General features: G+C 44.5%; 18 protein-coding genes. 15 read left to right on the top strand and 3 right to left on the bottom strand.

From position 1 onward, the window contains the following. The first annotated feature begins 43 nt into the window (after positions 1–43). From UCH003_RS10290 to UCH003_RS13945, 8 genes are all read left to right on the top strand, one after another. The gene (locus tag UCH003_RS10290) at positions 44–1,720 is read left to right on the top strand and encodes a 30S ribosomal protein S1 (protein ID WP_060826454.1); all 1,677 of its coding nucleotides are present in this window, start codon (positions 44–46) and stop codon (positions 1,718–1,720) included. Between the two features lie 3 nt (positions 1,721–1,723). Next, the gene (locus UCH003_RS10285; RefSeq protein WP_060826453.1) at positions 1,724–2,212 is read left to right on the top strand and encodes a hypothetical protein; all 489 of its coding nucleotides are present in this window, start codon (positions 1,724–1,726) and stop codon (positions 2,210–2,212) included. Beyond that, a complete protein-coding gene (gene serA, locus UCH003_RS10280) occupies positions 2,209–3,795 on the top strand; it encodes a phosphoglycerate dehydrogenase (RefSeq protein ID WP_041962030.1) in 1,587 nt (528 codons plus the stop codon). The genes UCH003_RS10285 and serA overlap by 4 nt, the downstream gene beginning before the upstream one ends. Before the next feature lie 18 nt (positions 3,796–3,813). Then, a complete protein-coding gene (locus UCH003_RS10275) occupies positions 3,814–4,974 on the top strand; it encodes a TsoY family (seleno)protein (RefSeq protein ID WP_060826452.1) in 1,161 nt (386 codons plus the stop codon). Between the two features lie 171 nt (positions 4,975–5,145). After that, positions 5,146–6,498, top strand: coding sequence for a TolC family protein (locus UCH003_RS10270; protein ID WP_060826451.1), 1,353 nt, complete (start codon positions 5,146–5,148; stop codon positions 6,496–6,498). Positions 6,499–6,503: 5 nt separating this feature from the next. After that, the gene (locus UCH003_RS10265) at positions 6,504–7,307 is read left to right on the top strand and encodes an efflux RND transporter periplasmic adaptor subunit (protein WP_060826979.1); all 804 of its coding nucleotides are present in this window, start codon (positions 6,504–6,506) and stop codon (positions 7,305–7,307) included. Next, complete coding sequence (locus UCH003_RS13950; protein WP_060826450.1) at positions 7,307–8,905, top strand: efflux RND transporter permease subunit; 1,599 nt, start codon at positions 7,307–7,309, stop codon at positions 8,903–8,905. Before UCH003_RS10265 ends, UCH003_RS13950 begins: the two co-directional genes overlap by 1 nt. Beyond that, positions 8,889–10,547, top strand: coding sequence for an efflux RND transporter permease subunit (locus UCH003_RS13945; protein WP_060826449.1), 1,659 nt, complete (start codon positions 8,889–8,891; stop codon positions 10,545–10,547). The genes UCH003_RS13950 and UCH003_RS13945 overlap by 17 nt, the downstream gene beginning before the upstream one ends. Before the next feature lie 22 nt (positions 10,548–10,569). Here the strand turns inward: UCH003_RS13945 and UCH003_RS13690 are convergent, their stop codons facing one another. Together UCH003_RS13690 and UCH003_RS10250 are read right to left on the bottom strand one after the other, a co-directional pair. Further along, positions 10,570–10,737, bottom strand: coding sequence for a hypothetical protein (locus UCH003_RS13690; RefSeq protein WP_156143364.1), 168 nt, complete (start codon positions 10,735–10,737; stop codon positions 10,570–10,572). Further along, positions 10,734–10,982 (bottom strand): hypothetical protein, encoded by a 249-nt coding sequence (locus UCH003_RS10250; RefSeq protein ID WP_039672375.1) that lies wholly within the window; start codon positions 10,980–10,982, stop codon positions 10,734–10,736. Before UCH003_RS10250 ends, UCH003_RS13690 begins: the two co-directional genes overlap by 4 nt. A 220-nt stretch (positions 10,983–11,202) precedes the next feature. Between UCH003_RS10250 and efp the strand changes: the two genes are divergently transcribed. From efp to UCH003_RS10235, 3 genes are all read left to right on the top strand, one after another. Beyond that, positions 11,203–11,766: an elongation factor P gene (gene efp, locus UCH003_RS10245; protein WP_060826448.1), complete on the top strand. Its 564-nt coding sequence runs from the start codon at positions 11,203–11,205 to the stop codon at positions 11,764–11,766. Between the two features lie 83 nt (positions 11,767–11,849). Further along, complete coding sequence (locus UCH003_RS10240) at positions 11,850–12,401, top strand: DJ-1 family glyoxalase III (protein ID WP_060826447.1); 552 nt, start codon at positions 11,850–11,852, stop codon at positions 12,399–12,401. Between the two features lie 172 nt (positions 12,402–12,573). Next, positions 12,574–14,184 (top strand): methyl-accepting chemotaxis protein, encoded by a 1,611-nt coding sequence (locus UCH003_RS10235; RefSeq protein WP_060826446.1) that lies wholly within the window; start codon positions 12,574–12,576, stop codon positions 14,182–14,184. 31 nt (positions 14,185–14,215) lie between these two features. Here the strand turns inward: UCH003_RS10235 and UCH003_RS10230 are convergent, their stop codons facing one another. Continuing rightward, positions 14,216–17,152 (bottom strand): MutS-related protein, encoded by a 2,937-nt coding sequence (locus tag UCH003_RS10230; RefSeq protein ID WP_060826445.1) that lies wholly within the window; start codon positions 17,150–17,152, stop codon positions 14,216–14,218. Between the two features lie 115 nt (positions 17,153–17,267). Between UCH003_RS10230 and UCH003_RS10225 the strand changes: the two genes are divergently transcribed. The 4 genes from UCH003_RS10225 (at position 17,268) to UCH003_RS10210 (ending at position 21,494) form a co-directional block, all read left to right on the top strand. Continuing rightward, positions 17,268–17,681, top strand: a complete 414-nt coding sequence (locus UCH003_RS10225) for a DUF2721 domain-containing protein (protein WP_025343985.1) — start codon at positions 17,268–17,270, stop codon at positions 17,679–17,681. Further along, positions 17,678–18,517, top strand: a complete 840-nt coding sequence (locus tag UCH003_RS10220; protein WP_060826444.1) for a CvfB family protein — start codon at positions 17,678–17,680, stop codon at positions 18,515–18,517. The genes UCH003_RS10225 and UCH003_RS10220 overlap by 4 nt, the downstream gene beginning before the upstream one ends. Next, entirely contained in the window at positions 18,514–19,728 is a 1,215-nt protein-coding gene (locus UCH003_RS10215; protein WP_060826443.1) for an NAD(P)/FAD-dependent oxidoreductase, read from the top strand. Before UCH003_RS10220 ends, UCH003_RS10215 begins: the two co-directional genes overlap by 4 nt. Before the next feature lie 155 nt (positions 19,729–19,883). Beyond that, complete coding sequence (locus UCH003_RS10210; RefSeq protein WP_060826442.1) at positions 19,884–21,494, top strand: sensor domain-containing diguanylate cyclase; 1,611 nt, start codon at positions 19,884–19,886, stop codon at positions 21,492–21,494. Positions 21,495–21,526 lie beyond the last annotated feature (32 nt).

The raw sequence follows: 21,526 nt of genomic DNA, 5'->3' as shown, positions 1-21,526 counted from the left end.
ATGTAACTATATGAGTCAAAAATCAACCAAAAAAGGGTAGCAAATGGTAAATGAGGCGAACAAATCCGTTCATACTAACGCCGTAGACGAGCATGAGGAGATGGATTTTGCGGCGATGTTGGAAGAGTCTTTTAAGGATTCTGAGAAAGACGCACTGATCAATGGTGTTGTGGTGGCGATTAAAGAAGACGTCATCTTAGTGGATGTGGGTAAGAAGTCCGAAGGTCGTCTTAACGCAGCCGAAGTAACCGATGAAAACGGTAACATAACATGCAAAGTAGGTGACGTAATCCCCGTCGTCGTTACGGGATTCAGAAACGAAAGACCGGTTGTTTCGCACAAAAAGGCCCTTCGTAAAGATAAGATCAAGTCGTTTATCGCAGATTTCAAAGAAGAAGACGATGTCGTCGTGGACGTTAAAATCACGGGAAAAAATAAAGGCGGATTTATTGCCGAAAATAAAGAAGGCATCGAGTTTTTCCTCCCTCGTTCTCAAGCGGCGGTCAAAGACCTCAATACGCTTGTCGGAAAAAGCCTTAAAGTCAAAGTCATCAAAATCGACAACGAAACCGAATCGATTATTATTTCACGTAAAAAATTCTTAGACGATGAACGTAAAAAACGTAAAGAGATCGTTCAAGAATTAATCGATCGCGACGAAGTCGTCGACGGAACGATTAAAAAAATCACGACTTACGGTATGTTCGTCGATGTCGGCGGAATCGACGGTTTGGTTCACTACAGCGAAATCAGCTATAAAGGTCCCGTTAATCCCGGAACGCTTTACAAAGAAGGCGAAGTGATTCCCGTTAAAGCGATCAAATACGATAAAGATAAACGTCATCTTTCCCTTTCCGTTAAAGCGGCAATGCCCGATCCTTGGGATGAGATCAAAGACGAGTTGGAAATCGGCGATTCGATCCAAGTTACCATCAGCAATATCGAACCTTACGGTGCATTCGTCGATCTTGGAAACGATATTGAAGGTTTCCTCCATATCTCCGAAATTTCATGGGATAAAAACATCAAACATCCCCGCGATTATATCGAAGAGGGACAAGTGGTCGACGTCGAAGTGATCGAGATCGATGCAAAAGAGAGACGTTTACGCGTTTCTTTGAAAAACGTCCTTCCGAAACCTTTTAACGAATTTATGAAAAAATTTAAAGTCGGCGATGTCGTTAAAGGCGAGATTACGACGATTACCAATTTCGGTGCGTTCGTTAAAATCGGTGGAATCGAAGGTCTTTTACATAATGAAGACGCTTCTTGGGATCGTAACAACAAATGCAAAGAACTTCTAAGCGTCGGCGACGTCGTAGAGGTTAAAATCGTTAAAATCGATGAAGAAAACGAAAAAGTTTCTTTAAGCAAAAAAGAGTTGGAAGATTCTCCGATCCAACGTTACGCTAAATCGCACGAAAACGGCGATATCGTTCACGGTAAAATCCGAGATATTAAAGATTTCGGTATTTTCGTCGAGCTTGAAGAAAACGTCGATGCGTTGATTCGTAAAGAAGATTTGGGACAAGTAAGCGAAGCAGACTTGAAAGTCGGCGACGAAATTGAAGCGGCAATTACCTTTATTGACGATAAGAAAAACCGTATTCGTCTCTCCGTTAGACGCCTTTCCAAGCTCAAAGAGAGAGAAGCGTTGAAAGAGATCAATAAAGAAGAAAAAATGACGCTTGGAGATATCTTAAAAGATCAATTGAAATAAGCGATGCAAAAACGAGTACTCGGCGGTATCTTTTTACTTCTTTTTTTAGGATTGGGAGCGTTCTTATATACGCTCGTCACTCCTAAAATCGACGTGAAAGAGGATGCCGCTTCGTACGAATCCGTCAAAAAACCCGTAGTAACGCCCGAATCTACGGAACGCGTTTGGGTTAAAGAGTTGGCGCAAAAAGATGCTAGGGAGTTTGTTTATCCCGTAAATGAACTTTTTATGCAAATTGATCAATTCGGATTAAAAGACGCTAAAGGTAAAAAAGCAAAATCGTTTCGATTGGTCATCGATCGCGCGGATCGATACTCGCTTTTTTGTATTATTCAGACATTGAACTCTTTACACCTTCCTTATATGGTGATCAAAGAGGGCAAAATCCCTACTATTTATTTGGAAGACAAGAGCGAAAAACAGTTGGAAAACGTTGTTTACGCGCTTGAAAAATACGATATTAAATCAAAAATTGTTGAGGTTTGGTTATGAAAAAGAAAAAAATTATTGTATGCGATGCTATCCATCAAAAGGGTTTCGACATCCTCTACGCCGAAAAAGATATCGATGTCGTCGATGCCGTTGCGTTACCTAAAGATGAATTGTTGAAAATTTTAGGCGATTGCGACGTTGCTATTACGCGAAGTTCTACCGACGTCGACGAAAAATTTTTAAATGCCGCAACACAACTCAAAGCCGTCGTACGTGCGGGTGTAGGTGTGGATAACGTGGATCAAGAAGGGTGTAGTAGACGCGGTATTATCGCGATGAACGTTCCGACCGCCAATACCATTGCCGCCGTTGAATTGACGATGGCACATCTTTTAAGTTGTGCACGCAGTTTTACCAATGCCAATAATCACCTTAAAGTCGAGCGCGTATGGAATCGCGAAAAATGGTACGGCATAGAGTTATGCGAAAAAAAACTGGGTGTAATCGGTTTCGGTAACATCGGTAGCCGCGTAGCGATTCGCGCCAAAGCGTTTGGGATGAACATTGTTGCTTACGATCCGTACATTTCTTCTGCTAAAGTTACCGATTTGGGCATGACGTATACGACCAATTTCGACGATATTTTAGCATGTGATTTTATCACAATTCATACGCCGAAAAATAAAGAAACCGTGAATATGATTTCCTATGAGGAGATCGCGAAAATGAAAGACGGCGTACGTTTGGTCAATTGCGCGCGCGGCGGACTTTATAACGAACAAGCCCTTTACGATAATCTAAAAAGCGGTAAGATCGCTTTTGCCGGTATCGATGTTTTTTCAAAAGAACCGGCGACCAATCATGCGTTATTGGATTTGGAACACATCTGCGTTACGCCACACTTGGGTGCCAATACGCTTGAATCCCAAGAAAAAATCGCGATCCAAGCGGCTGAAAATGCTATCAGTGCGGCACGCGGGATCAGTTATCCTAACGCTTTAAATCTTCCGATTAAAGCCGAAGATATTCCTTCCGCGTTAGAACCGTATTTAGAGCTGGTTCAAAAAATGGGATTTTTTGCGGCACAACTCAATCGTTCGGCGATTAAAACGATTCGTTTGGAAGTCGAGGGCGATATTGCGACGTACGGAAAGTCGCTTTTAACGTTCGGCGTCGTCGGAGCACTCAAAGAGACGAACGAAACAACGGTCAATTACGTCAATGCCGAATTCGTTGCAAAAGAAAAAGGTATCGAGAGTACCTTCGAAGCGGTCGGCAATACGAGCGGTTACAAAAATAGAGTATCATTGATTTTAACGACCGAAAAAGATTCGATTCGTATCGACGGAACGGTTTTCGGAGACGATGAACAACGCATTACCGGTATTAACGGCTTTAAATTTGATTTTAAACCGAAAGGGAAAATGATTATATTTAAAAATCACGACGTACCGGGTGTTATTGCCGAAATTGCGGCTATTTTGGCGCAAGAAAAAATCAATATTGCCGACTTTAGACTCGGACGCGGTGCCAATCAGTTTGCAATGGCGGCGATCTTGGTCGATACCGATATCGATAAAAAAATTATTGCCGAGCTGAACAATCTGCCGACATGCGTGTGGGTTGAATACGCGGTTTTATAACACGAAGGGGATAGAACAATGGTATTACGAGAGAAATTTACGCCGATTTGCTTTTTATCCGCTTTAGGTGCCGGTGGACTTTCCGTTTCGTTTTTTATTTACTTAATGTTCATGATCCCGCACAAAGGCGTTGCGATGACGACCTTTGAGTTTTTTTATCCGGCGTTAATCAAAGGCGACTGGCTCTCGTTTGTAGCGGGAGTCGCCGCTTTAGGTATCGTATTTTTTGCGGGGCTTCATTTTAAACTTTTAGTATGGAATATCAAACAGTACCGCCTCTTTAAACAAAGTGAACGGTATCAAACATTGCTCGGTTCCAATGCGGAAGTGACGTTGATGACGCTCCCTTTAACGTTTACGATGACCATTAACGTCTGTTTTGTTTTGGGTGCGCTTTTTGTCCCTGGATTGTGGAGCGTCGTAGAGTATCTTTTTCCGTTTGCCCTTTTAGGCTTTGCAATATCGGGTTATTTTGCCTTAAAATTTTTTATCGACTACTTCACGCGTCTTATCATTAAAGGCGACTTCGATTTTACTCAAAACAATAGTCTGTCTCAAATGATCTCTATTTTTGCGTTTGCAATGGTTGCCGTCGGTTTTGCGGCACCCGGAGCAATGAGCCATCATTTGACGATTAACGCGATCGGTATTTTTTGTTCGATTTTTTTCAGTGCGATTGCGCTTTTGCTGCTTTTAATTAAAATGATTTTCGGCTTTCAAACGATGTTTGAAAAAGGAATCTCAGCCGAAGCAAGTCCTTCTTTGTGGATTATGATTCCTATTTTGACGCTATTGGGGATTACGTTTGTACGTATTAGTTTTGGGCTTGATCATCATTTCGACCAAAAAATCGCCAACGCTTCTATGTTTACGTTTACGAGCTTTGTCGTATCGTTACAAATCATTTTCGGGTTGATCGGCTATAAAGTGATGAAAAGCATCGGTTATTTTGAAACCTATATCGCATCCCATACGCTCTCTCCGAGCAGTTTTGCGCTGATTTGCCCCGGAGTCGCGTTTATGGTATTCGGAATGTTTTTTTTGCATACGGGATTGGTCGCCAATAATGTCGTCGAACAAAACTCCATCGCCTATTTTATCGTGATGATGCCTTTTATTTTCGTCCAAATGAAAACGATCGTCTACTTTTTTAAACTCAAAAAGAAGTTTTTTTCTTAAAAAACACCCGTTAAACGTATAGCATCAAGGCATGCTATACGAAACTTTCTGCTCGATTATTATTTGTTTCTAAAATAGTTTGCTTAATTTTTTTCGATCAATAAAGAGGCAAATAAAATGTGATACTATCCACGCTATCGTCTTACAGATCGATTTAGGGAGAAACCTTATATGAAAATTATCGTGATCATGTGTGCCTTACTAGCGTATGCTTTCGGTGCTGCTGCTTTAAGCCTTGATGCGGCTATCGAAAAAGTAAAACATAATAACCTTGAAATCGATGCGGCGAAAATGGACGAGCAGATCAAGGAGCTTGAATACCAAATCGCTTCTTCGGCAGCTTACGGCTCTTTGGATCTCAATCAATACGCTCTTCGCAGTAACGATGCCTTGAATGTTTTCGGCTATAAATTACAATCCAGAGAAGCTTCGTTTGCGGATTTCGGATTTAAAGATTTTATTAAAAACCAAAGCGATCCCAATGTCGTGGATATACGCTCCGATGATTTGAACAATCCCAAAGACCGCAATCTCTTTTCGACCAACGTAACGTATACGATTCCACTGTATACGGGCGGTAAAATCGAGCAGTATCGTAAAATGGCACAAGCTTTGAAGGCATTAAGTACGCTTTCGCGCGAGGAGCTCACGGTTCAAAAGATTGCAGAGGTCAAAAAAAGTTTTTATGCGCTGAGTTTGTTGAAAAATCACCTCTATCGCCTCGGCTTGATCGCTCACAATATTGAAAAACTCGAGCAAAGAGCAGTCGCTATGCATGAGGAGGGCTATGCGAAAAAAGTGGATATTTTGGAGGTGCAAACCAAGCGTGCCGATGTGGAGCGCCTCGTCGAACAAGCCAAAGCCAACGAAACCCTTTTGTACCATTACCTTTCGTTTCTTCTCAACGAAAACGTCGAATCGATTGTCGGAAATTACGAAGCCGAGTTGCATCTGGATATACCTTTAGAGACCATGCTCAACGAAAATCGTGCGATTAAGAAGGCAGAGCAAAGTGAAGCGGTTTCCAAAATGAACGTATCGTTACAAGAGAGCAATTTCTTGCCTCAAATCGGAGCTTTCGTGCAATACGGCAGTAGCGACGATCGTTTGATGAACGATTTTTCGAGTCACGACGCGTATACCGTAGGCTTACAGATGAAATGGAATCTCTTTAACGGCGGTGCAGATAAAGCGGGACTCGAAAAAGCGCGTGTGGGCAATTTGAAGGCGGCTAGCGAAGCGCGCTTGGCAAAAGAGACGATAGTGTGGCATATTCGACGCTTGCAGACGCAAATGCACATGTACGAATACGAAATCGCAAGTCTCAAAAAAGAGGTTGAACTCTCCCAAACGGTTTATGAAAATTACACCGGTCGGTATGAGCAAAAACTCGCTTCGATGAGCGAGGTGATTGTGAAGCAATCCGATGCGTTGCGTGCGGTTATGAAGCTTCAAGAAGCACAAAACGCACGTAACGACGTCATCTTCGAATTGGAAAAAATTGCCGCAAAGGAACTTCAGTGAAAACCATACGTTTAGGATATTGGGTATTGCCTTTTTTAGCGTTTTCGATAAGTGCGTCGAGTGCGGATTTAACGTTGAGTGCCAGCGTGGTATCGGATAACGAAAAAAGTATCACCAGCCGCTACATGGGCTACGTTAAAGAGGTGCGCGTGAAAGAGGGCGATGTGGTCAAAAAAGGCGATTTACTTTACAGTATCGATTCCAAAGAGATCGATACGGCATTGGCGCAAAGCGATTTGGCGATCGCACAAGCGGAATTGTCGTATCAGATGTATCAAAGTCAATATGCCAACGCCAAGCTCAACGTTGAGCGGCATCAACGCCTTTTTGCCAAAGATATGGTTTCCAAAGCGGACGTGGAAAACTTGGAGCTTTCCGCTTCCAATCTCAAAGCAATGAGCGAGATCGCCCAAAAGCAGATCGCGCAAGCCAAACAAAAACGCCAAGAGGTTTCCAATCAGTACCGCTATCTTGATATTAAAGCTCCCAACGACGGCGTCGTGATCGCAAAACATATCGAAGCGGGAGAAATGGCGTTAGCGGGTGTTCCGGCTTTGGTGCTTTCGGATATAACGCATTTAAAAATCGTCGCGGAGATCGCCGAGAGTTATTTAGGTACGATTCAAATCGGACAAAACGTTCGCGTGGATATTCCTTCTATCGGATGCAAAAGCGAAGGAAAAATCGAAGCCATCGTACCGAGTTCCAATCCTATGACGCACGCGTTTAAACTCAAAACATCGTTTACATGTCATGAAGCGCGCGCGTATCCGGGAATGTATGCGACGGTTGTCGTCGGTGAGCGCTAATGCGTACGTACAAAGAAAAATACCTTGCCGGTTTTTTGGCGCGCCTTTTTTTACACAATCCGCTGACGATGATTTTGGGCATTACGCTGATCGTTTTAGGCATTATCGCTCTTTTGATGATGCCCAGAGAAGAAGACCCTCAAATATCGATTAGCGGCGGCGTCGTGATCGTAACGCTTCCGGGTGCAAGTGCCGCGGAAGTCGAGCAAGTCGTCGTTCGCCCTTTGGAGCGACGCATTAAAGAGATCAAAGGCGTCGAGCATATATACGGTATCGCCAGCGACAACGTGGGTATCGTCAACGTAATGTACTATATCGGAGAAAACCGTGAAGCTTCCAATCTCAAACTCTACGATAAAGTGATGCAAAACCTTGATCAGCTTCCAAGCGGTGCTTCTTCTCCGTTGGTGAGACCCTTAGACATCGACATCGATATTCCGATTTTATCGGTTGCGTTTTATGCCAAAGCGGGACACAAAATCGATCCTGTACGTTTGTATCAAAAAGTCGAAGCGATCCGCAACGGTTTGGGCGACGTCCCTAACGTCGCTAAAACCGAGATTAAAGGCGAACATAAAGAGCAATTTAACATTGAAGTCGATTTGCGTAAATTGGCGGGTTATCGCTTGAGCATGGAGCAAATCGTCGGCGCACTTAACGGGCTTAGCATGCGTTTACCGGAAGTGACAAACCATACGACAGATAGCAAGCTCGTCGTTTTCGGCGTTAAAAACGTCTTAGAAAATGTCGAAGATATTCAAAACCTGATCGTTGCACACTACGGGGCTTCGGCGATTTACCTCAAAGACGTGGCAACGGTTGGCTTAGGATATGACGTTCAAAATAAAAAAAGTGCCTTGATTAGCGTTAGGCAAAGTGACGGGACGTTAAGCCCGCTGCAAGAACAAGTGACGCTAAGCGTTTCCAAACTCAAAGGTTCCAACGCCGTGTTGATTGCCAAAGACGTTTTAGCGCGTCTTGAAGCGCAAAAACCTATGTTGGACAAAGAGGGCATCGGTTATACGTTAACTCGAAATTACGGAGAACGTGCCAACGACGCGGTTAACGAGTTGGTGTTTCACTTGTTTATCTCTATCGTGATCATCGCTTTTTTGCTCATTTTTATTTTGGGCTGGAGGGAAGGGCTTATCGTCATTTTGACGGTTCCGGCAATTTTGTCGATTACGATTTTTATCGCATACGTCAGCGGTCAAACCATCAATCGGATTACGCTTTTTGCCTTTTTACTGAGTCTTGGACTTTTGGTTGACGACGTGATCGTCGTCATCGAAAACATCCATCGCCATTTGCACGATAAATTCGCGAAAGACAAACCGATGGACGATCTGTTGGTGGAAGCGACCGACGAGATCGGAGCACCGACCAATTTAGCGACGATTGCGATTATTTTGACGATGGTTCCGATGGCGTTTGTCGGGCAGATGATGGGAGAGTTTATGAAGCCCATACCGCTGAACGTGCCCGTTGCCATGAGTGCTTCGCTCTTAATCGCTTATATCTTTACACCTTTTTTAGCGCGTAGATTTTTGAAGAAAAAAGAGGTGATAGAAGGGGCAAATCATGATGCGACGCTTTGAGCAGTTTGTTTACGGTATCTTGCTAGTGCCTCGAAAAAAACGTTTGGTGCTGGTGTTGACGTTATTGGCATTTATCCTCTCGGTGTTGATGTTTCCGAGTAAAATCGTTTTGGCAAAAATGCTACCGGGGAAAAGTACCAATACTTTTTCGATCTACGTCGATTTGCCCAACGGGAGTTCGTACGTGCAGACGCAAAACGTCAATCAATGCATCGTTTCGATTTTGCAAAAGGAAAAAGAGATTACGGATATCGAAGTTTTTAACGGCATGGGCTCGCCGTTGGATTATGCCGGTCTTGTCAAAGGATCGAGCTTTAAAAACGGCGAACATGTCAGCGAGATTGTGGTCAATTTGACCGATACGCACCAAAGAGAGGAAAAGTCTTACATGATGGTGCATCGTTTACGCGGAGCGATTCAACGTACCTGTGAGCCTTTGGTAGCGCAAACGTCGATTAAGATGGTCGAACAACCCGCAGGGCCTCCGACGCAAGCGGCGATCGTCGTTGAGCTTTACGGCGAAAATACCGAGCGTTTAAGCGCGCTTGCCGAAGAGATTAAGACGATTTTGGCGAAGACGAGCGATCTCAAAGACGTGGATATTATGCATGACGATATTTACCCTAAACTCTCGCTTCGAATCGACCATGACAAAGCTGCACGTGCGAAACTGAGCATCGAGCGGATTCACCGTTTGCTTTATTTGGGCTTTGAAGGTATGAACGTGACGTATAAAAATCGTTCCGATTCTCCGACGCAAATCCCGCTTTTTCTTGTTTTTAGCGATGCGTCCAAAAGCTTAGAGAAGATGAGCAAAGAGGCGTTAAGTGCGAAACTCGCATCTTTAGTGCTGATGAACGATGAGGGCTTGAGCGTGCCTTTGAGTGAAGTCGTTCGCGTTGAAGAAGTGCTCTCTACGCCGACGATTTTGTCGAAAAATCTTCAAAAAATGGTCAGTATCGTCGCGGAAGCGGATTTGGTGTCGCAAGTCTATCCGCTTTTACAAGCGCGAAGTGCGATCAAAGAACATTTTCAAGCGCGTTACGACATTAGCGGTACACACCTGTTCGATTTACGGCTTAAGGATAAGCAAAGCGGCGAGATTTACGATCTGGTGTGGGACGGGGAAATGAAAGTGACGATGGATACGTTTCGCGATTTAGGCGGTGCGTTTATCGCGGCATTGGTTTTAATCTTTTTGCTGATGGTCGTGTATTATAAAAGCTTTGCGCTTTCGGGAATCGTACTTTTAGGGAGTTTTCTTTCCATTATCGGCGTGATCGTCGGGCATTGGATTATGGATCTCTTTTCGCACGGGACGTTCTTCTTAACGGCGACGTCGTTAATAGGTTTTATTTCGTTGATGGGGATTAGTTCGCGTAACGCATTGTTGCTGATCGATTTTTCGCAAGCGATGATCGCACACGGTATGGCAAAAAAAGAGGCGATCGCCCATGCAAGTGCTACGCGTGCCAAACCGATCATGCTCACAGCGGCGGCGATTATTTTGGCGAGTACGTTGCTGGCGGCGGATCCGATTTTCGGTGGATTGGGCGTTGCGTTGATTTTCGGAACGATTGCGGCTGTCGTCGCTTCGTTGATCGTCGTTCCGGTTTTATTGGATAATACGAATTCTCTTTAATGCTTACATGTAAAACGGGATTTTAGCGTTTTACATGTAAGACTCTTTTTCGTGTCGAGGCAATCAGGCGCAAAAGGCGATAGACGAACAGTCGTTTATTCATGAGTCCGATTTTACGGCAACGCGTATCGCGTAAACATTCAAATACTTCTTCAAGAGCCACTTTCTCGCTGACCGTCAAGTTTGTCATACCGTTCCTTTTTGCCCGTCGTTAATTTTCCGAACCAGTCTAATAATATCTTCATCCTTTAGCATCCCGAGCATATTAAATACGACGGGAATCCCAAGGGGCGCGCTACTTCCGAGTCTCCACTCCTGATAGGTGCGCATGGAAATGCCGCATGTTTCCGCCATTTTTTTCTGAGAAATTTTCTTCCCCATATTTTCGGCTTCGACGGCATTGTGCAAAAGATTGATGATATCGCTTGTTTTCATCTTATTATAATACAAATTAACGTATTAAATATTCATTAAAATATATAAAACATACTATTTAATTTATTATTTAATCAAAATAATAGATATTTAATTCTTTAAAACAAATAAAAAATACATAAAAAAGAAATTTATATACAATATAATGTATAAAAATTAACGATTTTGTAGTCGTGCTTTTTTTCGCTATAATGGCAAAAACTAAAAATTAGGAGAATGTATGGCCTCTATCTCTATGGGCGACTTAAAAAAAGGATTGAAGATCGAAATTAACGGTGTTCCTTACAAAATTGTGGAGTACCAACACGTCAAGCCGGGCAAAGGCGCGGCGTTCGTTCGTTGCAAAATTAAATCGTTTTTAGACGGCAAAGTGATTGAAAAAACGTTTCATGCGGGCGATAAATGCGAAACGCCTCACTTGGAAGATAAAATTATGCAGTTTTTATACGACGACGGCGAGTTTTTACAGTTTATGGACAGCGTCAGTTACGAGCAAATCGCGTTAACGCACGACCAAGTCGGCGATGCGGCAGATTGGATTATCGACGGAATGAACGTGGATATGTTGTATCACAACGGCAAACCCATCAGCGTGGAAGCTCCGCAATTTGTTGAACTTAAAATCGTAGAGACGCCGCCGAACTTTAAAGGCGATACGCAAGGCGGTAAAAAACCGGCAACGCTTGAGAGCGGCGCGGTCGTTCAAGTACCTTTCCACGTCGTTGAGGGTGACGTCATCAAAGTTGACACCGTACGCGGCGAATACTTAGAAAAAGTCAAATAACTTCTCCATCGGCATAGCGTCATCGGCGTTATGCCTCCTCTTTTCGTGCTATAATTTTTCCCAAGACCCATTAGGAGAAAAAGATGCGCAAAAATGTTTTAATTCCCTTAGCCGAAGGTTTCGAAGAAATAGAAGCCGTTACCCTCGTCGATATTTTACGTAGAGCCGACGTTAACGTCGTAACGGTCTCATTGCATACAAGCTTACATGTCAAAGGTGCGCACGCAATTAGCGTGGTTGCGGATGCTTTTTTAAGCGAACAAAATCCCGAATATTTCGATATGATCGTTTTACCAGGCGGCCTTCCGGGAGCTACCAATTTAGCCGCCGACGCAACCGTTCAGCATTGGCTTCAAACGTTTGACGCGCAAGGTAAAGAGATTGCCGCCATATGCGCCGCTCCGTATGCACTGTATACCGCCGGCGTTTTAAAAGAACGCTTTACATGTTATCCCGATTTTCACTCCCACATTCCTCAAAAAGGGTACGATGCGACGGAAAAAGTTGTTCAGAGTATGAACGTTACGACTTCTCAAGGTCCCTCTACCGCTATGGACTTTGCACTTACGCTGGTAGAAAAACTCCGTTCAAAAAGAGTCGTAGACGAACTTCGCGAAGCGTTATTGCTCGCATAGTATATCTTTCAAGGCAACGAGATTACATTTTTTGCGTATCTCGTTGTTGATTATTTCTTTCAAAATATAACGTATCAAATTAGTAAAAACCCCATCGTATAGAGCCTTTAACAAGCAGATTTTAAGTATTAGGATTATAAGATTGCTCATTTTATCGGGCTAAGGAGAAAAGATGTTTGCGACGATTCGAAGCAAATTGGTGATCTTGCTGGTTGTTCTGACCGTAGGATTTATTATTTTAGGTTATCAAATTATTAAGTCTAACAACGACGGAAAAATGACGGCAATTCGCCTTTCGACACTCGCTAACGCCGAAACGTCGCTTGTAACCTGTATGATGGAATTACGCGGTTTTCAACTCTTGGGGAAAGAAGAACAATTGAAGAGTTTGGAGAGCAATTATAAAGAGCTTTTAGAGAGCCTTTCGTACCTTAAAACGATTTTGCTATCGGTTCATAATAAAGAAGCATTGATTAAACTCGAAGCGGATATTCAAAAATGGTATGCTTTAAATGCTCCGCGTTTGGGAATCCTTAAAAAATACGGCACGCAAGTCAACGATCCGCATTTTAGCCAAGAACACGCGGAAGAGTATACGATGCTAACGCGCTTAACCAAAGAGTCTGCCGTTTTATTTGAAGGTATTAGTAAAGATGCGAACAGTCTGGAAGAAGGGGTTCTTCAAGCCAATTTTGAACGTTTGGACAGTACGAAAATTTTCTCGGAAGTCACGTTGGTTGCCGTTTCGCTCTTTGCGTTAGGACTTTGTTTTTTTATTATCCGCTCGATCAATCAATCGATCGAAAAAACCAAAGAGGGTATCGGGTTCATTCGTACGAACAAATCGCTCGTTTCGCGCATCGATAGCGGCAATCAAGACGAGATGAACGATATTGCGCAGATGCAAAACGAACTCCTTTCAGACATTAACGCCGCGATTAACAACGCGAAAACGAACGCTCTTGAAAACGCTTCGGTTGCCGAGGAGCTCTCCAGCACGAGTTTGCAGATCGGTAAACGTGCGGAAGAAGAGGCGAGTGCTCTTAAAGAGGCGGTTTTTGAAGCGCAAAAAGTGGCAAGGGAAATCGTTGAAACCAACGACGACGTTCAGACCGTGAAAAACGTAACGACGACGGCACAAAACAGTCTTTTGAAAGTACAGTCCGTATTGCAAGAAACGTTAGGGCATTTAGAGCAAACGGTTCAAGCCGAAATGCAGATCAACGATCGACTCAATCAACTCTCTCAAGACGCCGGACAAGTCAAAAGCGTCTTAGACGTCATCGGCGATATTGCCGATCAAACCAACCTTCTAGCCCTCAATGCCGCAATTGAAGCCGCACGTGCGGGTGAGCACGGACGCGGTTTTGCCGTCGTAGCCGATGAGGTTCGAAAACTGGCCGAACGTACGCAAAAAAGCTTGATCGAGACCAATGCAACGATTAACGTTATCGTTCAAGCGATCGGCGACATTAGCGGTCAGATGAACCATAATGCCGAGCGCATCGGAACGCTCAGTACCTACTCCAACAACGTGAGCACGCAAACGGTAGATGCGGTATCGCTTTTGGGGCAAAGCGTGGAAGCGACCGATCGCGTGGTCGTGAAGTCCAAACAAAACGTCGAGCGTATTCAAAGCGTGATTATTCAAAAAATCGAAACCATTAACGCTCTTTCAAGCTCCAATGCCAGAAGCGTCGAGGAAATCGCTTCGGCAGCAGAACATTTGGCGCGTTTATCCGAGAATCTCAGCGCGACGCTTGCCGAGTTTAAAACCGCGTAAGTTTTTACATGTAAGAAGTGCTTGCCGCTTCTTACGTCTTCTCTTTGTAGTGGAGTTTTAATCCCTCGCTGCTCATCACGAAACCTTCGATAACGATTTTGCCCTCATGCACCATTTTATGATGTTTGGCGCAAAGCGGGATGAGGTTATAGCGGTGATTTTGGTGAAAATGCTCGATGTTGCCATGTTCATCGGCACTCTCTTGGGCTTTGATGTGGTGTACCTCTTCAACATATTCGTCACAGAGCGCGCATTTTGACAGATAGAGGTTTTTGTTGTATTTGCTACGTTTTTTCTGTTTTAACAGTTCGACTTCGCCCAATTCGTTTGCCAATCGGTTGCGAATTTCGTAAGCGGTTTTAATAAACTCGGCATCCATATGAAGCGATTTGGCAAATTCCAAGCCGTAGAGCGAGCTACCGCTGCCGATTTCTAACTTACGGTTGTACAGAAGCGTATCGTGTTCTTCGTCGTAACTCACGCCTAAATGCAGGGCAATCACGTTTTGAAGTGCACCGATGATTGTTAGTCGAGTGAGTTGATGCAAATGCGTGGCAAATACGAACGCAGGACCGAGCACGTGCATTTTTTGAATACTGCTTGCCACGATGGCGAGGGCCGATTCGGTTTCGGTTCCGTGACTGATTTCATCACCCAAAACAAGCGAGTAGGGCGTGGCGCGATTGAAAATATTTTTGAGTTCCAACATTTCCACCGTAAACGTCGAAAGCCCTTTATAGAGGTTGTCGTGGCTCATAATGCGCGTAAAAATCTTATCAAAAACATTAAAACGCATCGAAGCGCAGGGAACGAAAAAACCCGATTGCGCCATAATGACCGCAATGCCAAGGCTTTTCATCAAGGATGATTTACCGCTAGAATTAATGCCGTAGAGTAAAATGCCCTGAACCGTATCGCCCGAACATGCTTCGATCGTGACGTGATCGTGCGTGATCGAAGGGGTGATCGAGCCTAAAAAAAGATCGTTGGGAATGTAGATGCCGTTTTCTTCGCGCGATTCGATCAACGGATGGCGAAGCCCCACGACTTCGATAAAGCGGTTTTTCTCTTGCATCGGCAATACTTCGGGACGCACGTAGTTGTATAAAACGGCACATTTGGCATTACTGAGCGCGACGTCGAGGGTTCCGACAAAAGAGATGAGATGCTCCAAACTTAAGGCGTAATGGGTCTCGATCTTTTCGAGTATTTCATCATAGCGTTGTTTAACCAAGGCGATCATGTGAACGTTGTTTAGCGTGATTTCGTGGGAGATTTCTTCGATCAAAGAGGCGGAGATCTTGACGCTGTTTTTCAGTCGTCGAAACGTAAAATCTTTGAAAAAATAGTGTTGCTCGCCTATCGTGATAAAACTTTGCATCAGTTTGTCTTCGATGAGGGCAAAACGGTTTTTGCTGATCGAAATATAATGCCCCTCGCTTTCTAACCATTCGATGCTGAGCGTCGTGCGTTGGCTCTCGTCGAAAAAGCTTTCGATATGTTCGGCAATGCGTTCGAGTGCCTTCATACGCTCGCTTTTAGCGTGTTCGATTTTATCGATTTGCGGAAAGATGCCGCTTTGAAAAAGGTTTTCGTTGATCTGGTCTTTACGAAATTTCGCGCACACGTCCAACACGAACGTTTTTTGAAGCATGCAAAGCAGGGCTTCGCTTTCGTCAAAAAGATTTTTCGGAATCGCCATTTGTTTCAGTTCCGCTTCGCGCAAAATGCTCAAAAGCGATTCGAGCGACGTAGCGAGGTAATCGAGCTCCAAAGGGTGCAGTTTTTTGAGTGCGATGCGTCTTAAAATGCGCTCCAAATCATACACTTGTTTGAGCGCAATTTCAAATTTTTTATAATCATTCATCAGTTGCGCGCTTAGATCGAAACGCTCTTGAAGCGTTTTAAGGTCGCAAATAGGGTTTAAAAGGCGTTCTTTTAAAAGCCGTTTGCCGATAGCGGTGGAGGTTTGGTCGATGAGGTTCAGTAGGGTCATTTCGGAAGGATTACGCGAAATGATCCCCAGTTGTTCGAGCGCGTTATTGCCGATGTAGAGGTAACGGCTGTTTCCAAGAAGGATCGGTCGGCTCATCTTTTCGATAATGCCGGCATCGTGCTCGATGATGAAATCGCACAAAATCGCCAACGATTCGCTGGCGTAAGGATAGCGTTCGATGTCGAGGTATTCGATGGGAGAGAGCAAAGAGCGAATGGCGTAAATGCGTCCGAACAGTTCGTTTTGGTAGGCGACTTTAAGGCGTTCTGTGTTGAAGCTGTGCGAGACGCTCGGCGTGATTTCAAGGTAGTTTTGCACCCACTCTTTATCGATGCTTTCGGTGTTAAACGTGAGCACGATCTCACTCGTTTTGTAGGTTTGTAAAAGGTTGAAAATTTCATCGAGCGCGTAGGTTTTATCTTCCCTTGTGCCGTGAACTTCGTTAATAACGGTTTTGCCCGTACTGACGTCGATGGCACTGTAGCCGACGGAATAAATGTGATGGTTACAGTCGATCAGTAAGGAGACGAGATAGTTTTCGCTCGATTCGATGACGTAATCGAAATTGGTTCCGGGGCTAATGATATTGGAGATGTAGCGTTTGACGTGAGGCGGTTCGCCTTTTTGACGCACTAAGACGATCGTGTATTTTTTCGCCTGTACCAAACGACTCAAATAGCGATCGAGCGAAACGGCGGGGATGCCCGCAAGCAGAGGATTTTGCACGGAGTTTTCTAAAATGGATTTGTTTTTACGCGTGAGTTGGATGTTGAGAAGCTCGCTTACCTCTTTGGCTTTGCCGATTTGGTGGGTTTCGTTGTTGACTTCGTAGGTTTCGAAAAAAGAGCCGATTTCCATAAAGACAATCGTATTTTTGCCGTATTTTTCCTCAAAAAAGAGCTGAAGATCAAAATAAATTTCGGTCAATAACTTCTCTTTGGAGCAAAGCATTTGTGCAATATTTTCAAGCATTCGTATCGTTTCCGTCTCTTTAGAATGACTAGATTATAGCGCAGGAAAGCATAAAGTTTGGTTTGCCGCAAGCCGTTTTAAGGTACAATAAAAGGACATTTTGTAAAGGATAACCATGGAGATTGAAATTTCAACCCCCGCACTTTTATTCCCCGCCGTTTCGCTTCTTTTATTGGCGTACACCAACCGTTTCTTAGCCGTTGCGCAACTTGTACGGATGTTGCATCGACAATCCAGCGAGCGCGAAAATTGTGAAGAGTACAAACAAATCCAAAGCCTCAAACACCGTTTGGAACTGACTAAATGGATGCAATTTTTCGGCGTACTTTCCATTTTGCTCTGTACTTTCTCGATGTTTGACCTTTTCTTGGGCATTTTAGAGTTAGGGAAAAAAATTTTTGGACTCAGTTTGATTGCGATGTGCATTTCGCTGTTTATCTCCCTTTGGGAAGTGATGATCTCGACGCGCGCTTTAAATATGGAACTCAGCGATATGCACGATCGCTGTAAAATAATCGAGGACAAATGAACCGATACTTGCTTGTAGGCGAAAAGAATCGTCTCAAAATCAACCGTTATACCGACAACGGCGTTTACCTGATCTGTGAAGACAAAGACGAAGTCCTCATGCCCAACCAATACGTGAGTTACGCGATGAAAGAGGGCGATGAGATCGATGTGTTTGTCTATTTTGACTCGGAAGATCGCATCGTGGCAAGTACCACGTTTCCCAAGGCGATGTTGGATCAATTTGGCTGTTTTGAAGTGGTCGACGTAACGCCCTTTGGTGCTTTTTTGGACTGGGGTTTGCCCAAAGATCTTTTGGTTCCCAAAGCGTTGCAAAAATTTCCGTTTTATGTGGGCATGAAGGTGATCGTTCAGGTTAGCTTGGACGATGAGACGGGACGCATCATCGGAACGCAAAAGTACCATGACTTTTTCAAAAAGGATTTGAGTGCCTTGAAGCTCAAACAAGAAGTCAGCCTTTTGGTACGTGAGCGAACCCCCCTTGGTTTTAAAGTGATCGTCAACAATCTTTACGACGGGCTCATCTTTCACAATGAAATTTTTGAGACCGTTGAGGTGGGCGATGAAAAAAAAGGTTACGTCAAAACCCTTCGCAAAGACGGTAAACTCGACATCGTATTGCGTCCCATCGGCGATAAAAGCGACGAGGTTGCCGCGGCGAAGATCGTAGAGATTTTAGGTGCAAGCGGCGGAGCATGCGAAATGAATTATAAAAGTACGCCCGAGGAGATTTCACAACGTTTCGGCTTAAGCCGTAAGGCGTATAAACGCGCCCTCACCAAACTGATTGAGGCGAAAAAACTTGAAGTCAACGACGAAGGCATGAAGCTTTTATGAGTCGTGTTGCCATCATTGGAGCAGGAGCGTCGGGGCTTGTCTGCGCGATCGAAGCGGCGCGAAAAGGCTTACATGTCACGCTCTTTGAAAAAAACGGTAAAGTCGGGCGCAAAATCTTAGCTACGGGGAACGGTAAATGCAATATCTCCAATGAAAAAATCAGCCTTGAGCGTTACCATGGCGCATCTCCCAGCTTTGCCAAAGAGGCGTTACGACGTTTTGATACGCTTACATGTAAAGCGTTTTTTCGCTCTTTGGGGTTGGAAATGCGCGAAGGCGAAGAAGGCCGTCTTTACCCGATGAGCCATCAAGCCTCCAGTGTGGTCGATATGCTGTTGCATGAAGTCAGAGCTTTACATGTCAACGTTTTGCTGGAATCGGAAGTGACCAAAATCGAGCAAAAAGGTGTGGAATTTATTTTACATGTCAACGCGCAAACGCATACTTTTGATGCCTGCGTGATTGCCACGGGAAGTGTTGCAATGCCAACCCTTGGAAGTTCCGGAAGCGGCTATGCGTTTGCGAAAACCTTGGGGCATAGCGTCATTGAGCCGTACCCTTCGTTGGTGCAGTTTGTGTGCGACGAGCCGCATCTTAAAGAGGTCGGCGGCGTGAAGATGGACGCCATTGTCGAGCTTTACATCGACAATCAAAAATGCCAAAGCGTGCAGGGCGATCTGCTTTTTACCGCGTACGGGCTTTCCGGTTCGGCGATTTTAGATTTGAGTCGCAAAGCGTCGCATGCGTTGGTTCACGATGAACCCGTGTATGTCGTGCTCGATCTTTTGCCGACACTTTCGCGTGAAGCACTGACCTCTTTGCTTCAAAAAAGGCTGAGTGTCGCCAAAGACAAATCGCTTTCGTTGTGGTTGGAGGGGATGATTCCTAAAAAATTAGCCCATTTTATCATCGAAAACACGCGCCTAACGCACATCAAAGAAGCCTCGACACTCGGAGCCAAAGAGATCAAAAAGATCGTCTTTGCGTTGAAGGCTTTGCGTTTACATGTAAAGGCGACCAAGGGATTTGAAAGTGCGGAAGTGTGCGCTGGCGGCGTGGACGTACGCGAACTAGAGGCAAAAAATCTGATGTCAAAAACAATAGCCAATCTCTATTTTTGCGGCGAAGTGTTGGACATCGACGGCGATTGCGGAGGTTTTAACCTTCACTTTGCGTGGGCTTCGGGGTATCTTGTAGGGCAGAGTCTCTAAGCGTATTGGCATGGAACATTTTGAGAAAAAAAGTGAAAGCCTTTTGCTTAAAGTAGCTTCTTTTTTTCTTTTTACCTTAAGCTCCGGTAAGTACAATAACAGCCGTAAAAGCACTCTATTGAGCGTTCATCGACGGTATAAAAAGAGGCCTCTTAGTGATACACGACGACAATCGTTTCCGTAAAATCAAAAACAGTATCTTGACCCGAGTGGTTCTTTTTATTTGCGTCATGATCGTTATCGGGGGATGCATACGCTACTATTTTTCCTATCATCTCATCCATTCGCATCTGTTTAATATCGTTTCGATTCACCAAGAAGCACTTGCCAAGGAAGCCGCAAAAGAGATCGTGCATGATTTGGACGTTCGAAAGCAGTTTCTCGAAAAAGCGGTTGCTTCTATTCCCTTAGCCTTGCTTGAAGATCCCACAAATCTGGAAAAGCGGCTTCACGATATGCATACGTTTAACCCCCTTTTTTCGGCCGCTTTGGTCATTATCGATCCCTCGGGAACACTGATAGCAAAAAGCGGTACGGAATATCAAACGGGCGAGCGCGCTTATGCCCAAGAGGCTTTTTTTAAAAGCGTTCTTGAAGACGGGAAGCTGATAGAAATGCCTTTTATAAGTCCGCTTTCCAAAAAGGTGATCTTTCCTATGTCGTTACCGATCAAAGACGAGACGGGGAAAATACGTGCTTTTATGACGGGACTCACGTACTATGAGGGTTCTGATGTGTTCGATCGCGTTTTGAACGGGCATATCGGGCAAACGGGTGATTTTTTGCTGATTGATGCAAAACGTCATGTGTTTATCGCGGCGACGCAAAAAGCGTTAATTCTCAAACCCACGCCTTCAAAAGGTAAAAATAGTTTGCACGATCGGGCAATAGAAGGGTTTAGAGGAAGCGGCATCACGGTCAATACGAACGGCGTGGAAGAGTTGTCCGCCGTCGTTTCGATTCCGAATACGGACTGGTTTGTCGTCTCTCGTATTCAAACCCAAGAGGCCTTTGCGATGGAATCGAACATTCAAAAGACCTTGATTTGGGCTCAGTCGATCAGCCTTGTCGTTGTGCCCGCGATACTGTTTGCCTTTTTGTTTTTCTTTTTCAAGCCTTTACGGACATCTGCTTCGCTCGCCGATAAAATGTCTTTGGGCGAAGTGCCTCTCACGCCTTTACCGATCGCTCGAATGGACGAAGTCGGGTATTTGACGGCGGCGTTCAATCGCTTGATGTCGATGCTTTTAGCCAGCCAAAAGGAGCTCAAAGAGATTGCTCATTACGACTATCTTACCAAACTTCCCAATCGTCTTTTAATGCTCGATCGACTGGAAAGAGCCCTTTTGCGATGTGCGCGAAACGATACGCGATTAGCGTTACTTTTTATGGATTTGGACGGCTTCAAAGAGATTAACGATACGTTGGGACACGATGCGGGCGATCAGGCCTTGGTGGAAGTCGCAAAACGTTTTTCCGCATTGATACGCAAAAGCGACACGTTAGCGCGAATCGGCGGCGACGAGTTTGTGATTTTACTCTGTGATCTCGATAGCGACGTCGCATCGGCGAGCAATGCCGCCAATTTTGTTGCGACTCAATGCATCGAAGCGTTAAAAACGCCTTTTGTTTTCAAAGGAAATGCCAAAATTTTGGGCGTTTCGATCGGTATGGCACTCGGCGATAAAGCAAGTACGCTGGATGCGATGATGGTCGAGGCGGATACGAAAATGTACCAAATGAAAAAAAAATCGAGTGTCGATTGACGCCGCAATAAGAAAGTATCGGCATCAAAAGG

It is taken from the genome of Sulfurospirillum cavolei (assembly GCF_001548055.1).
Taxonomy (GTDB): domain Bacteria; phylum Campylobacterota; class Campylobacteria; order Campylobacterales; family Sulfurospirillaceae; genus Sulfurospirillum.
The sequence above is the reverse complement of the archived record's forward strand: the minus strand, read 5'-3'. Positions and strand labels throughout refer to the sequence as shown.